Annotated in this window: 9 protein-coding genes; 2 read left to right on the forward strand and 7 right to left on the reverse strand. The window is 74.2% G+C overall.

Going from position 1 to position 14,265, the window contains the following annotated elements:
• Positions 1-12: 12 nt before the first annotated feature.
• On the forward strand, positions 13-576 hold the full coding sequence (locus tag ACFOYY_RS34715; protein ID WP_352011518.1) for a TetR/AcrR family transcriptional regulator: 564 nt from the start codon (positions 13-15) through the stop codon (positions 574-576).
• On the opposite strand, the gene ACFOYY_RS34720 is transcribed toward ACFOYY_RS34715, so the two are convergent.
• The 4 genes from ACFOYY_RS34720 to ACFOYY_RS34735 form a co-directional block, all read right to left on the reverse strand.
• Complete coding sequence (locus tag ACFOYY_RS34720) at positions 570-1,916, reverse strand: threonine/serine exporter family protein (protein ID WP_352011519.1); 1,347 nt, start codon at positions 1,914-1,916, stop codon at positions 570-572. The two genes, ACFOYY_RS34715 and ACFOYY_RS34720, sit on opposite strands and share 7 nt — an antisense overlap.
• A gap of 72 nt (positions 1,917-1,988) precedes the next feature.
• Positions 1,989-5,090: a chromosome partitioning protein ParA gene (locus ACFOYY_RS34725; RefSeq protein ID WP_386195386.1), complete on the reverse strand. Its 3,102-nt coding sequence runs from the start codon at positions 5,088-5,090 to the stop codon at positions 1,989-1,991.
• A 23-nt stretch (positions 5,091-5,113) separates the two neighbouring features.
• A complete protein-coding gene (locus tag ACFOYY_RS34730; RefSeq protein ID WP_386195388.1) occupies positions 5,114-6,343 on the reverse strand; it encodes a hypothetical protein in 1,230 nt (409 codons plus the stop codon).
• Positions 6,333-7,550 (reverse strand): hypothetical protein, encoded by a 1,218-nt coding sequence (locus ACFOYY_RS34735; protein WP_386195390.1) that lies wholly within the window; start codon positions 7,548-7,550, stop codon positions 6,333-6,335. The genes ACFOYY_RS34730 and ACFOYY_RS34735 overlap by 11 nt, the downstream gene beginning before the upstream one ends.
• A 519-nt stretch (positions 7,551-8,069) precedes the next feature.
• On the opposite strand from ACFOYY_RS34735, the gene ACFOYY_RS34740 reads away from it, so the two are divergent.
• A complete protein-coding gene (locus ACFOYY_RS34740) occupies positions 8,070-8,726 on the forward strand; it encodes a response regulator transcription factor (protein ID WP_352011523.1) in 657 nt (218 codons plus the stop codon).
• Here the strand turns inward: ACFOYY_RS34740 and ACFOYY_RS34745 are convergent.
• From ACFOYY_RS34745 to ACFOYY_RS34755, 3 genes are read right to left on the reverse strand one after another with little or no spacing between them, the layout of a single operon-like run.
• Positions 8,715-10,736: a prolyl oligopeptidase family serine peptidase gene (locus ACFOYY_RS34745; protein ID WP_386195393.1), complete on the reverse strand. Its 2,022-nt coding sequence runs from the start codon at positions 10,734-10,736 to the stop codon at positions 8,715-8,717. The genes ACFOYY_RS34740 and ACFOYY_RS34745 overlap by 12 nt on opposite strands.
• The gene (locus ACFOYY_RS34750) at positions 10,733-12,445 is read right to left on the reverse strand and encodes an ATP-binding cassette domain-containing protein (RefSeq protein ID WP_386195395.1); all 1,713 of its coding nucleotides are present in this window, start codon (positions 12,443-12,445) and stop codon (positions 10,733-10,735) included. The genes ACFOYY_RS34745 and ACFOYY_RS34750 overlap by 4 nt, the downstream gene beginning before the upstream one ends.
• On the reverse strand, positions 12,442-14,148 hold the full coding sequence (locus ACFOYY_RS34755; RefSeq protein WP_386195397.1) for an ABC transporter transmembrane domain-containing protein: 1,707 nt from the start codon (positions 14,146-14,148) through the stop codon (positions 12,442-12,444). Before ACFOYY_RS34755 ends, ACFOYY_RS34750 begins: the two co-directional genes overlap by 4 nt.
• Between the last annotated feature and the right edge of the window lie 117 nt (positions 14,149-14,265).

Consider the following 14,265-nt stretch of genomic DNA (forward strand, 5'->3'; position numbering starts at 1 on the left):
TGAGGAGTCAAGGTGGCGACCACCCAGCGCCCCATGCGGGCCGACGCGCGGCGCAACTACGAACGACTGCTGGCCGCCGCGCGGGTGGCCTTCGCCGAGCAGGGCACCGAGGCGTCCCTGGAGGAGATCGCGAGGGCCGCCGGGGTCGGCATCGGCACCCTCTACCGGCACTTCCCCACCCGCAGGGCGCTGCTGGAGGCCGTGCTCCACGACGGTCTGGTCACCCTCGACACACAGGCCCGCGAACTGCTCGGTTCGGACTCCCCGCAGGAGGCGCTCCTTGAGTGGACGCGCCACCTGATGGCCCACGCCACCGTCTACCGGGGACTGGCCGCGACACTGATGAGCAGCCTCAACGACCCGGCCTCCGAGCTGTACGGCGCCTGCCAGCAGACCCGCGCGGGCGGGTCGGCGCTGCTGGCCGCCGCCCAGCGGACCGGCACCGTACGCGACGACGTCACCGGGACCGACCTGATGCGCCTCGTCAACGCGGTCGCCTGGATCGGCGAGCACTGCGGCGACGACACCTCGGAACGCCTCCTCGGCCTGGTGATGGACGGCCTTCGGGCTCAGTAGCCCCGCGTACGGCGGGCGGCGGGACGGCTGATGAACGCGCGGGTACGGCCACCCCGTCGCCTGACCCTCCTGGTCAGGTCGGAACCGGTGACCGCGCGCACGACCTCCCCGCCGAGGATGACGCCCGCGCCCAGGGCGAGCGCGGTCGACAGGGCCTGGAGCAGGCTCTCCTGCCCCGCGCCCCCGTGGCCCAGGTTGACCTCGAGCATGCCCCGGTAGAGCGCGGTCCCCGGCAGCAGCGAGCCGATCGCCGGGATCGTGATCACCATCGAGGGGACCCGGGCACGCAGGGCGTAGGCGCCGCCGAACAGCCCGACGACCGCCGCGGCGACGGCGGTGGCCAGGACGACCGGCACCTGCCAGACGTGCAGCTGTACGAAGACCACCCAGACCATCGCGCCGCCGAGCGCCGCCGCGAACAGATGGCGGGGCGGCACGAGCAGCGCAACCGCGAACGACAGCGTCACCCCCACGGCCCCGAGCAGCTGCTCAGGCCTGATCAGCAGCGGCGCGGACGGCACGTTCTCCACTGTCAGCGGCACCCCGAGACGGACGGCGGCGTACAGCGTGATGCCGATGCCCGACACGATCGCGGTCAGGATGAAGAAGATCTCGAACAGCCGCCCGGTCGCCGTGACGTACTCGCCCGCGATGCCGTCCTGCACGCAGGCGACCATCGGCCGTCCGGGCAGCAGCGCGACGACCGCGCCGACCACGACGGCCTCCGCCCGCACCGGCGCGCCGATCGCGAGCATCAGCACCGCGACCAGCGAGCCGAGCATCGCCGCGACCGTGAGCTGGAAGAACTCCGCGACGCCGCGTCTGGCCAGCCAGGCGCTCGCCCGGTCGCCGAGCACGGTCGCCGCGAACGCCGCCGTCGCGACCAGCGCGCCGCCGCCGACCAGGATGCTCGCCGAGGCCGCGATCAGCGCGAGCGCCGTGACCAGGAACCAGTCGGGGTAGACCCGGACCCGGCGGGTGACCTTCCGCAGCCGGGACTCGGCCTCCTCAAGCGGCATGGATCCGCCCGCGGTCTCCCTGATCATCTCGTGGACCGCGATCAACCGGTCGTAGTCGGGCAGGCGGCGCCGTACCCGGCGTTCCGCGGTGACCGGGACGCTCCCGTCGGAGGGGACGTGCGAGAGCGTGATGGCCGACAGGTTGACGTCCGCCTCGCAGTGCGGCACGCCGTAGGCGTTGGTGATCCTGCGCATGGCGCCGGAGACCGTCTCGGTGCTCTCGCCGCTGCCGAGCAGCAGCTCACCGACCCGCAGCGCCAGCGCCATCGCCCGGTAGAGGTCGTGTTTCTGGGGTGTCCGATCCAGCGGCGACGCCGACACCGATCCTCCCTGACCCTCCCGGCCGTCACCGGCCGCACCTCATGCGAGATTATCTGGTTCGCCGCCCGTCTCTCACCGTTCGTCCCTCATCACCTGTTCCGCACCGTCCGTCTCCGATGTCCGCCTGCCCACTGCGGCGGCCAGCGCCCGCACCCGCTCCGCGTGGGCGTCATGACCGACGATCACCGGCGGCTCGTTGTACGGCATGGCGTCGGAGGAGCGGCGCAGCTTGATGTACTGCCCGCAGGCGTCGACCGCGTAGGGCTCCATGTCGTCCTGGAGCGCGCCGATCACGGTGATGCCGTAGGTCTCGCCGATCTTGCGGAACAGCGCCACGGCCTCCCTGCGGTGCTCCTTGCCCAGGTTGCGGCCCAGCTCGTCGAGGACGAGGCACAGGTGGCCGCCGCCGGAGGAGGCGATCGCCGCGGCGCAGACCAGCTTGACCGCCTTCTCGTCCATCAACGCCGTGTTGGCCCGCCGGTTGTACGGCACGAAGCCCTGACCCTCGCCCCTGCGCCACCTGGGGGTGACCCGCCACGCCCAGCGCTGCTCGGGGTCGGCGGGCGCGGGCGGCACGGGAAACTCCAGCGTCGCGCCGTAGCCGCCGTAGGAGGTGTCCAGCCGGTCGAACTCCTCGGCGACCCGGGTGAGGCGCGCCTTGATCGCCGCGCTCAACGCCGCCCGGTGCACGGCGGTCGACTGCGCGGCCTCCTCGGCGCCCTTCGCCGCGGCGGCGAGGTCACGCTGCCTGGTGGCGAGCTGGGACTCGATCTGACGGCGCTGGTGACGTTCGTACTCCTCCTGGCCGCGCAGGTAGGACGCCAGGGCGGCGCAGACGCCGGGGAAGGTCGTCTGCTCACGCGCGGTGCGCCCGGCGCCGGGCTCGGTGCGCCGCCGTACCAGGAAGGCGAGCTCCTCGGGCATCTCGTCGTCCTCGCCGGGGAAGGTGTCGCGCAGCGCCTCGTCGAGGCGGCGTTCCGCGGTCCGCCACCACTCCTCGGCCGTCAGCGGGGACTCCTGCTCGCCCAGCGCCTCCAGCCACTCGCGGGCGCTCTGCGCGGTGCCGCCCCACTCGGCGGCCAGCGCCTCGATGCCGAGTGCCTGCCGCTCCGCCGTGATCGCGGCCGCCCGCTCGGCCGCCCGGTCGCGCTCCGCCTCGTGCCCGGCCCTGCGCCCCTCAAGGCGTTCGATCTCCATGTTCCTGGTCCTGGCACGGAAGTCGAGGGCGCCTGCCCGTCGCTCCGCCTCACCCACCTTCGGCCCGGCCTCGGCCAGCGCCTCGGTGAGACCGGTGAGCGCGGCCCGCCGTTCGGCCAGCCGCCGCTCGACGTCGGCGAGCCGTACGGCGGCCCTGGCCCCCTCCAGCCGCCGCCCGGCCTCCGCGACGCCGTCCTCGGCGGCGCGCACCGTCTCCGCGGCCACCTCCTGCGCGTCACGCGCCCGGTGCAGCCGCAGCTCGGCGGCCTTGATGCGGGCCTCCCTGCCGGTCGTGACCGCCTCGAACGCCCCGACGACGGTGACGCCCGCCGCGCTGACCAGCACGGAGCCGGGCAGCGCGGCCAGCGCCCGCGCCGCGGACGCCAGGTCGGCGGCGTCCACGACCACGGCGTGCTCCCTCGGCCAGCCACGGGCGCCGAGAGCCGCGGCGACCGCCCGCCCCGCAAGGCCGCCCGTGTCGTCCCTGGCGTGCTCGGCGACGTCGAGCGCGTCGAGCAGGCCGCTCGCCTCGACCCCCGCCGCGGCGAGCGCGTTGAGCTGTGCCGCGGCCGGGCCGCCCTCGGCGTCGTCGAGCGCGGCCTTGGCCCCCTCGGCCTCGCGGTCGGCGACACCCAGGGCCTTCAGCGCCTCGTTGAGCCTGAGCCTGGCCTGTCCGAGTTCGTCCTCGGCGGTCCGCACGTCACGGCCGTCGGCCAGCCGCCGCTGTTCCTCAAGGCCGGGGATCTGCCCGCGCAGCTCGTCGACCGCGTTCTCCGCGACCGCGCGGTCGGCGTCCAGCTTGGCCGTCCGCGCCTGCAGGGCAGTCAGCTCCCTGCGGGCCTCGGCCAGGCCGCGGTCGAGCGTGTCGTCCTTCAGGGTCGCGATCTCCGCCCGGACCTCGGCGACGGCCTCGGCCGCCCGCTCACCCTCCGCCGTCGCCCGCTCCAGGTCGGCGGCGAGAGCCTCGTCCCGCCGCGCGGTGTCGGCCAGCCTGCGCGCCAGCCGCCCACGCCAGCCGCGCATCCCCTCGGCCAGCCGTATCCTGGCCCGGTCGCGCCGGTCGAAGGTCTCAAGCAGCGCCCGCGACTCGTCCTCGAACTCCCTGAGCAACTCGGCGGCCCGCGCCGCCCGCACCCGTTTGGCGTGCTCGTCGCGCCGGGCGTCGCGTTCCTGGTCCAGCTCGGTGTCCAGGCCGGTCAGCGCGGCGATGGCCTCGAAGACCCGCTCGGGGGAGATCTCGTTGAGCGGCTGGGACAGCAGGTTCGTCGCGACCTTGCTGCGCACCGAGGTGGACAGGAACGACACGCACCTGACCCGGTCGCCGTACAGGAACCTGGTCAGGTCACGGGCGACGACGTCCCTGCGGCCCGCCGAGCGGGGCAGCGTCGCCCACAGGTGGTCGGCCCGCGTCACCCGCTCGGCCTCCGAGGAGGCCGTGGCCACGCACACCCCGGGGGTCCAGCGGATCTCCAGGTGCGGGGCCTCCTGGTTGACCCGCAGCCACACGGTCAGCGCGTCGTCCAGCCCGCCGGTGCCCGCCCGCCCGTCGCCGGCGTTCGCGAAGACGCCCACGATGTAGCCGTGGTCGGCGCTCGCCCACGTCCTTCCGCCCCCGCCCGCGGCGAGCTCGGCGTTGAACAGCAGCTCGGAGACCGCCTTCGCCCCGGAGGCGAAGCGCCACTGCTCGTCGCCGAGCAACGCGGTGATCATCGCGATGAACGAGGACTTGCCCGCGCCGTTGGAGTCCTTCGGGCCCGCCCCGGCGACCACGATCAGCGTCCCCGGCACCGTCGGCACCGGGTGGGTGGACAGCCGGGAGATGTTGACCGCCTGCACGGCGATCAGCACCCGGTCGCCGACCACGTTCTCACCCGGCGCCGCCACCCTGGCCTCGACGGGCACCAGACTGGCCTGCCCCGCTCGCCCGCCTGCGTTGTCCGGCGAGTCCCCGGCTGACGGGTCCGGCTGCTCGGTCACCCCTGTCGTTCCCTTCTTCTGTCTCATCGGCGGTTGGCCCTCACGGCCGCGGCCAGCGGGGTGTGCGGCCCCGCGGCGAGGATCAGCTCTTCCTGCAGACGGCGCCTGGCCTGCGGGGTCAACCGGTGGAACTGCGGCCCGGGGACGTATCCTCCGGCCTCCTCTCCCGCCTTGACCTGCGTGACCAGGCCCGCGTGGCGCAACGTCCGCAGCGCCGCGTCCAGCTCGCCGACCGGCAGCCTGGTGTGCCTGCGCAGCTCGTCGACCTGGGCGGGGAACGGAGACAGCCAGCTGTCGGCGGGCAACAGCCCGTCGGCGCGGGGGATGGCCACCGAGTGGACCAGCACCAGCACCAGCACCGCGCGCTCGGCCTCCCCGAGGGAGGACCCGGCCAGCGCGGCCGTCCCGTCCTCGTAGCCGGAGGTCCACCGCTCACGGTCCTGGACCAGGACGCGGCCCCGCCGCCGCAGCATCTCCGCGACCGTACGGCGTGGCGCCGGATCGCGCAGCGCGGGGAAACGCGCCTCGCCGACCGGCTCGGCCGCGTGCTCGACCGCCATGAAGGCGGCCACGATCTCGGCCCTGCGCCGCTCGTCGAAGGGGGCGAGCAGGTCCTCGTCGACCCCGTCGGGCTCGGAGACGCTCGCGGTCGCGCCCGCCCCGGTCTCCTCGGCGGCCTGCCGCCCGGTCCTGTCCTGTGGCCTGTCCTGTGCCCTGTCAGGGGCGGGCAGGACGTCGAGTCCGGTGGAGCCGTCCTCTCCCGAGGGGAGACGCCGCAGCAACTCCCTGAGCTGGGCGTGGGAGGCGGCGGGCCAGCCGGCGCAGCGGGGGCCGAGCCGTACGAGACCGGCGTCGACCTCAAGCCAGGCCGAGTCGTGCAGGCGGCGCAGCGCGCCGATCGCCCAGTTGCGCATGAGGTCGTCACCGCGGCCGATCAGTGCCCGGTAGGCGGACAGCACGTCCTCGACCGGCGCGGGGGAGCCGGGCCACGGATCGGCGGACAGGTCGTTCCAGCAGCACTTCAGCGCCGCGGCCAGCACCCGTCTCGTCTCTCCGGCCCGCTCCACGTTCACCGGCGCGACCTGGTACTCGTCGAGGAGGGACGGCGTCGCCCCGTCGGGCCAGGCGGGCAGCGCCGTACCGGTCCCGTCGGGGTTGCCGAGCCGGGTCATCCCCGGGGGAGCGGGCTCACCCGCGCCGAGCGTGAGGGGGCCGGTCGCCCTGGCCCGCGCGTGCGCCAGCTCAGGCGTCATGGCCCGTCCTCTCCAGGAGCCCGTGCGAGAGCCATGACGGCTCCCCGTCCGGGTCCGCGGTGAGGGCGTCCGACCAGCGCAGCCGGTAGGGGGACTCGGGACGAAGGTCGGCCGAGACGAGGTCGGCCAGCAGTCTGCGCGCGGAGACCCACTCGCCGTCCGCGGTGAGAAGCTCCTCAAGCCGGGCGCTCGGCCGCCCGGCGAGGGCCGCCTCGGCGACGGCGGTGAGGTGGTCGAGCCCGCCGCCACCGGGCTCGTGGGAGTCGGCGGGGCCGGGATCGGGCAGCGCGGAACGTGGCGGCGTCGGCTGCGCGGGGGCGGGCCGGGGACTCTCGTCAACGGCCCTGACGATCGCCGCAGGATCGTGCCACGGCGCGGGGACGTCGAAGACGAACCCGTCGAGCACGGCGGCGAGCCGCTCCCTGGACGCGGTCTGGGCGAACGTCCGCCAGGTCTCGGCGGGCAGCAGGGTGAGGTTCCTGGTCGTGCCCGCGGAGTCGGCCAGACGGCCCGCGGCCCGGCGGGAGGCGTCACTGTAGGAGTAGATCGAGGCGCGCAGCTCGGTGCAGGTGCGGTCCAGGTCGGGCCAGCGGGTGAGGATCGTGGCGTGCAGGCTCTGCGCCCTGCGGGCGATCTCCTCGGTGCCCCAGAGCTTGGGCGCCTGCTCACGCAGCTCCTCGATGGTGCCGCCGGTCAGCGTGATCAGCTCAAGCGCCCACAGCCTGAAGGCCCGCGACAGGTTCTGCGCGCTGAGCCGCGCCTCCTCCATGGTCGTGCGGGGGTCGGCGACGTTGAGGTCCTCCAGGGCGAGCAGCCGGTGCATCTCCGACTGACCGCCGTCGTCCATCATCCGCCGGACGAACATCAGCCCGACCACGCTGGTGAACGACGCCCGGTAGCGGAGCTGGTTCGGTTTGGGGAAGACCTCACGGATCGCGCCGAGACCCCTGAGCACCCGCAGACGGTTCTCGAACAGCTCAAGGGGGTAGGCCCGGCAGACGTGCCGCATCTGCTCGTGGGTCAGCCACTCCTCGCCCGCCTCGGCGAACGCCGCGAACAGCGTCTCGGCGATGTCGACCAGCACGGGGTCGTCGACCACGGCGCCGCTGTCGCGCGCGAGTGCGGCGAACATGCGGCGGTAGGTGGCGAGCACGGCCTCCTCGGAGAGGGCCGAGTCGAGCGTGATCTCGTGGTTCGTCTCTGGCACGCGCCCTACCGTAAGGCTTGGGCCCGACAATCACGGCCCTGACGCCGTACGGCACCGCGCCCGCGGTGGGGCCGTACGGCACGTGAGGCGCACGAAGATGATCGGCGGGAAAGGGGACGGGGGTTCCGGCCGGCTCACAAAGGATAATGGATCAGGGCGAATTCCCGATCATGCGTGATATTTCCTGATACCTGCCGTGTTTAACGAATTGTGGCAGTCCTTGAATGTTTGCGTTGGAGGTCCATTTTGCGATCGTGGACAGGGCGGGGGTGGTCGTGGACTGGACCGTGGACGCAGGCCGGGGCAGGATGGATTTCACCTGGTCTGGGGGCGGAAGAGCCGTTCCGGATATCCGATTGTTCGGATTCGCGCCCCTGGGGAGGCGTAATTCGCGGGGGGTGGGTACTCGTCTGGCCTATCCGGGTGGCGAACGGTTCCGGCGGGTAGCACAATGATTTCCGCGGGTGACATCCGGAGCAATTAACACATAAGCTTCCCGCCGAAAAGGGGACACGACCCGTGATAAGCGTCCTGATCGCCGAGGACATGCACCTCGTTCGCGGAGCGATGGCCGCGTTGCTCTCCGTCGAGCATGACATCAAGGTGGTCGAGGAGGTCGGTCACGGCGACGACGTGGTGCCCTCCTGCCTGCGGGCCAGGCCGGACGTCGCCCTCCTCGACATCGGGCTGCCCGGCACCGACGGCCTGTCGGCGGCCTGCGAACTGGCCAGGGTGCTGCCCTCCTGCAAGAACGTCATGCTGACGGGCCTGGCCACCCCCGCCGCGCTGCGGCGCGCGCTCGACGCCGGGGCGCGAGGCTTCGTCGTCAAGGACGCCCCGGCGGGAGAACTCGCCGAGTGCGTGCGCAGGGTCGCCGCGGGCGAGCGGGTCATCGACGCGGAGCTGGCCGTCGCCGCCCTCCACGCGCGGGAGAACCCGCTCACCGCCCGCGAGCTTGAGGTGCTCCAGGTCGCGGCCGAGGGGGAGCCGGTCAACGAGATCGCCAAACGGCTCTTCCTCTCCGGCGGAACGGTCCGAAACTACCTGTCGCGGATCCTCGCCAAGATGGGGGCCAGAACCAGGGTCGAGGCGGTCACCATCGCCCAGGAGTCGGGCTGGCTGTGGCCCGAGGACGTCAGGCGGATCGGCCTGATCCGCTACCGCTCACGGGCCTGATCCAGGCGCTCCCGGTTCGAGACCGGTGTGCCGGGCGAGGAAGGCCAGCATGTCCGCGGCCAGGCCGACCGACCGGCTGACCGACCTGGCCCCGTGTCCCACGCCGTCCTCGTGGCGCAGCACGACGGGCCTGTCTCCCGAGGTCGCCCACTGCAGGGCCGCGCACATCTTGCGGGCGTGGAGGGGGTCGACCCGGGAGTCGCCGCCGAAGGTGGTCAGCAGCGTCGCCGGATAGTCCGTGCCCTTCTCGACCCGGTGGTAGGGGGAGTAGCCGAGCAGCCAGCCCAACTGCTCGGGGTCGTCGGCCGAGCCGTACTCACCCCGCCAGGAGGGGCCGAGGCCGGAGCGCTCGTAGCGGACCATGTCGAGCAGCGGGGCCGAGCAGACCACGGCGGCGAACAGATCGGGACGCTGCGTCAGCACCGCGCCCGCCAGCAGGCCGCCGTTCGACTCGCCGCACACGCCCAGCCGGGACGGGGTGGTCCAGCCCTCCGCGACGAGGTGTTCGGCCACCGCGACGAAGTCGTCGAAGGTGTTCTGCTTGCGGCCGAGTGTGCCCGCCCTGTGCCAGTCGGCCCCCTCCTCGCCGCCGCCCCGCACCTGGGCGAACGCGAAGATCCCGCCCGCCTCGACCCAGGGCAGCACGTAGCCGGAGTACGACGGGGCCAGCGGGCGCCCGAATCCGCCGTAGCCGTACAGGACGGCGGGCCGGGGACCCGCGCCCGGGCGGGCCAGGACGACCACCCGCACCGGGGTGCCGTCGGCCGAGACGCAGACGAACCGATGAGACTCGACCTCGGGCACCTCGACGGCGCCGGGCGCCGCCTCCCAGAGCGTTGTCCGCCCGGTGCGCGCGTCGTAGCGGTGGACACCGACCGGGGTGACGCCGTCGGTGTAGGTGAACCAGACCTCGTGTCCCCCCTCAGGACGGGTGGACATGTGCCCGACGGAGCCGAGGCCGGGCAGGGGGACCAGGCCGAGCCGTTCCCCGGTCACCGGGTCGTGGACGCCGATCTCGCCGGTCGCGTGCCGGGTCCGGCCGACCAGCAGCACCGGTCCTCCGGTTCCCTCCGCGATCGCGAAGTCCCCGATCACGGCCTCCGGGTCGGGGCCGACCAGTTCGCTCCAGCCCTCGGGTGAGGGGTGCTCCGGGTCGGCGACGCACAGCCGGCCTCGGGGCGCGTCCCGGGTGGTCAGCAGGTACAGGCGGCCGTCGGGACCGACGGCGGCGACCGTCACCGCGTCCGTCCCCTCCTGGACCGTCCGCAGCGCGGGCCGTTCGGGGGAGGAGGCGACCAGGTCGGCCAGCCACAGGTCGTTGCCGCCGGGACGGCCCGCGGAGACCGTGAGCCAGCGTCCGTCCCCGCTGATCCCCAGGCCGTAGGAGCGTTCCTCGGCGAGGACCACGACGTCGTCGTCGGCGGGGGTGCCAAGCCGGTGCAGGCAGACCCTGCGCCCCCGCACGTAGAAGAAGGCCTTCCCGCCGGGCAGCCACGCGACCGGCGAGTAGCGGCAACGGTCGACCGGCCCGTCCACGACCTCGCCGGTCATGACGTCCGCGACGTACAGGCGCGAGTGCTCGTCCCCGTTCCTGGACAGCTGGAAGGCCAGCAGACGGCCCTCGGCGTCCGGCTGCCAGTGGTCGAGCGTGACCAGGCCGCCGGGGTCGAGCACCCCCGGATCGACGAGCGCCCTGACGTTCTCCCCCGCTGCGGCGGTGTACAGCACGGCGTGCTCCTGCCCGGCCGTACGGCGCAGGAAGAAGCGGCGCCCGCCCCGCCACATCGGCGTCCCCGCGGTCCCCGCCTCGGTGAGCGCGGCAACCCTGGCGTGCCACCCGTCACGGCCGGGCAGCGTGGCGGCGTGGGCACGCCACAGCTCGTCCTGGGCGGCGAGCCAGTCACGCGTCCTCGGGTCGTCTCCGTCCTCAAGCCACCGGTACGGATCGGGTACGGCCCGCCCGCCCAGAAGGTCGACGACCGGTTCCCGCTCGGCGGGCGGATAGATCATGGGACAAGCTCCTGGTTCTCGGCGGGGTTCCAGTGCCCGGCCAGTTCCGCGTACGGCGGGCACGAGGCGAGCAGTTCGTCGTGGGTCCCCAGCCGGACGTCGACGCCGTCCATGACGAGGATCCGCCGGGCCCTTCTCGCGGAGGTCAGCCGGTGGGCGACGACCAGCAGCGTGCCGCCCCTGCGGGCGAAGGCCTCCTCCGCGACGGCCTCGGCGACCGGGTCCAGGTGGCAGGTCGCCTCGTCGAGGACCACCAGGCGGGCGGGGCTCAGGTAGGCGCGGGCCAGGGCGACGAGCTGACGTTCGGCGGGGGAGAGCAGGCCCGGATCGACCTCGGCCGAGTGGCCGCCGAGCCTGGCGACCAGGGCGGTCAGCCCGACCGCGTCCACCGCCTCCTCGACGGCCTCGACCGGCGTTCCCGCGGCGGCCAGGTAGGTCAGGTTCTCCAGCAGCGTTCCCCGGAAGACGTAGGCCTCCTGGGGGATCAGCACCCGGCTCGCCGGATCGAGCAGGCCCGCGGGGACGCCGCCGACCAGGACCTCCCCCGCGTCCGGTGGCAGCACCCCGGTGACGAGCGCGGCCAGCGTCGACTTGCCGATGCCGCTGGGGCCGACGACCGCGACGTGGTCGCCGTCCGGGATCGACAGGCCGAGGCCGGAGATCACCGGCTCGGCGTGCGGGCCGTAGGCGAACCACACGTCGCGCAGCCGTACCCCGCCGTCCCCGGGGGCGCGCCGTTCCACCTCGGGGCGGGGCGGGGCGCCGTGGCGCAGGATGCGTTCGAGCGAGACCCGCAGCCGGACGCCGCTCATCCCGAGGCCCTGCACGAGGTTGCCCAGCGCGGGGGCGAGCGACTGGGTGACGTAGACCAGGGCGCCGAGGATCACCCCGGCCCCGGCCCCGCCGCGTACCAGCCAGGGGGTGCCGGCCAGGATCAGCAGCACAGGAAGCCAGCCCCCGACGGCGAGTGAGGCGGTGCGCAGCGCGGTCACCCCGGCCAGGGCGCGCCCGGCCCGTTCCTGCAGCCGCACCTGACGGCCGAGGTCGTCGGCCACCCGCGACCCGGCGCGGCAGGCGGTGATGTCACGCAGCGCGCCCGCCATGTCGGCGAGCGACTCGGCGGTGCGCTCGTCGGCGAGGATGAACTCCCGCTGCCGCCGGGCGAGCGCGGGCAGCGAGAGCAGGAACAGGCACAGGCCCGCGGCGAACGGCGGCAGGACCAGCACGAGCACACCGGGGGCGAGGGCACCCAGACCGAGCACGACGCTCACCACGGTGAAGGCGAAGGACCTGACGACCGTGATGACCGAGGCCAGGGCGTCCCTGGCCAGCTCGACCTGGAGGTTGGCCCGGGCGACGGAGGCGGTTCCTGGGCCGTTCCCCGCCGTGGCCGAACGGCGCAGCGCGCCGCCGACGACGTGGTCGAGCAACTCCTCGCGGAAGGGCTCGACGACGGCGCCGACGGTCAGCACGACCTGGCGCGCGCCCACCGCCGCCACCAGCCAGGCACCGCCCAGCACGGCGAGCCAGGCGAAGCCGATCCCGGCCCGGCCCGCGGCGAAACCGTCGTCGATGGCCCTGGCCACGGCCAGGCCGACCACGAGGGCGGGCGCGGTCTCGGCGACCGACCAGGCGCCCAGCCTCAGCAGCAGGCGGGGTTCGCGCAGCACCGCCCGGCGGACGGGACCGCCCGGTACGGCCGCCCTCACGACGCACCCGCCCCGGTGACCGGAGGGCTCGGTAGAGGCTGGAAGACGGCCCGGTAGGCGGGGTCCCGCCACAGCCTGGCGTGCGTGTCGCAGGCGCGCACCCGCCCCTCCTCCAGCCAGACCACCAGGTCGGCGGAGGCGGCGGTCGCGGCCCGGTGCGCCACGATCATCCGGGTACGGCCTCCCAGCTCGCCCGCCAGCGCCCGGCTGACCTGACGCTCGGTGACGGTGTCCAGGCTGGAGGTGGCGTCGTCGAGGACGAGCAGGCGACGGCCGTGCGCGAAGGCCCTGGCCAGGCCGAGCCGCTGCCGTTCCCCGCCGGACATGGGGGCCTCGCGCAGCGGCGTGCCGTACCCGAGGGGGAGCCTGCGTACGAAGCCGTCGGCGCACGCGGCACGGGCGGCGGCGTGTACGGCCGCCTCACGGCCGTCCGTCTCGGCGACGCCGAGGCCGACGGCGCCGGAGATCGTCCCACCGGCCAGGACCGGGCGCTCGAAGGCGTAGCCGACGGCCGCGCCGAGCGCCTCCGCGGACAGGTCGGGCAGCGGCACGCCGTCCAGGCGGACCTGCCCGGTCTCCGGGTCGGCCAGCCGTCCCGAGAGGGCGGCGAGGTGGGACTTGCCCGAGCCGGACCTGCCGACGACGGCGACCGAGGAGCCGCCGGGGACGACCAGGTCGATCCCGCTGAGCACGCCCGCGCCGACACCGCGCAGCTCCAGGGTGCCGGGGCCCTTCGGCAGGGACAGGCCTCCGTAGGCGATCGCGGGCTCCTCGGTCAGCTCCGCCAGGCGGCCCGCGGCGGCCCGTGCCCTGGCCAGACGGCCGACGTGGCCGAGCGCCGCACCGAGTCCGGCGCCGAGCACGACGTAGCGGGCGGCGGCGTACAGCTCCCCGGCGGTGAGGTCGCCCCCGGCCAGCCGTAGCCCGCCGACGCCGAGCACGGCCACTTCGAGCAGCGGCACCACGGCCCCCGCCCTCACCCCCGCCTGGGCGTTGGCCCGCCACATGTCCATGGCGTGCGCGCGCAGCCGGGGCAGGGGGGCGAGCACCCGGGCCCGTTCCCGCTCCTCGGTGCCGGCCGCGGCGATCGTGCACGCCCCGGAGAGGGCGTCGACCAGGCGCGCGGCGATGTCGGCCTGCGTCCGCTGGTAGTCACCGGCGAGGGAGGTGGTCGTGCTGAGGAAGGCCCGCAGGACGAACGCGATGAGCACCAGACCGGCGACCAGGGTCAGGGCGAGCCAGACGTCGATGAGGACGAGGGCGACCAGGCCGCCCGCGGTGGGGACGAGCAGCGCGGCCCCGGTGACGATCGACTCGGGCGCACGCCCGGTCTCGTCGGCGTTGACGCCCATCCGGGTGACCAGGTCCCCCTCGGGGAAACGGCGGGTCATCGCGGGACCGGCCCCGAGCACGTGCCGCAGGATCCGCAGCCGCAGCCACCGGGTGGCCCGCGCGCCGCCGCCCCCGGCCGCCCAGACGCCCAGCACGTCGCAGGCCGCGATCAGAACCACCACGGACCCGCAGGTCACCAGCCAGGTACGGCTCGCGGGCCCGGCCGCCACGAGCGTGTCGACGGTCCTGCCCAGGACGTAGGGGAGCGCGAGCTCGCCGAGCGCGCCCGCCAGGGAGGTGAACACCAGCACGTACAGCCAGGGACCGCTGTGCCTCAGCGTCCGCGTGACCAGCCGATCCGCCGTCCGCACCGTTCCTCCTTCGCCGCGGGTTCTCGTGGAGGGCTTCCTTGTATTTCCCGGTATTTCCTGAGATTTCTTGGTATTTCCTGGAAAGGGCGATGCCCGGGACGGCTGCCGTCGCCGGCC

Origin of the sequence: Streptosporangium jomthongense, assembly GCF_042650425.1 — a bacterium.
Lineage (GTDB): Bacteria > Actinomycetota > Actinomycetes > Streptosporangiales > Streptosporangiaceae > Streptosporangium.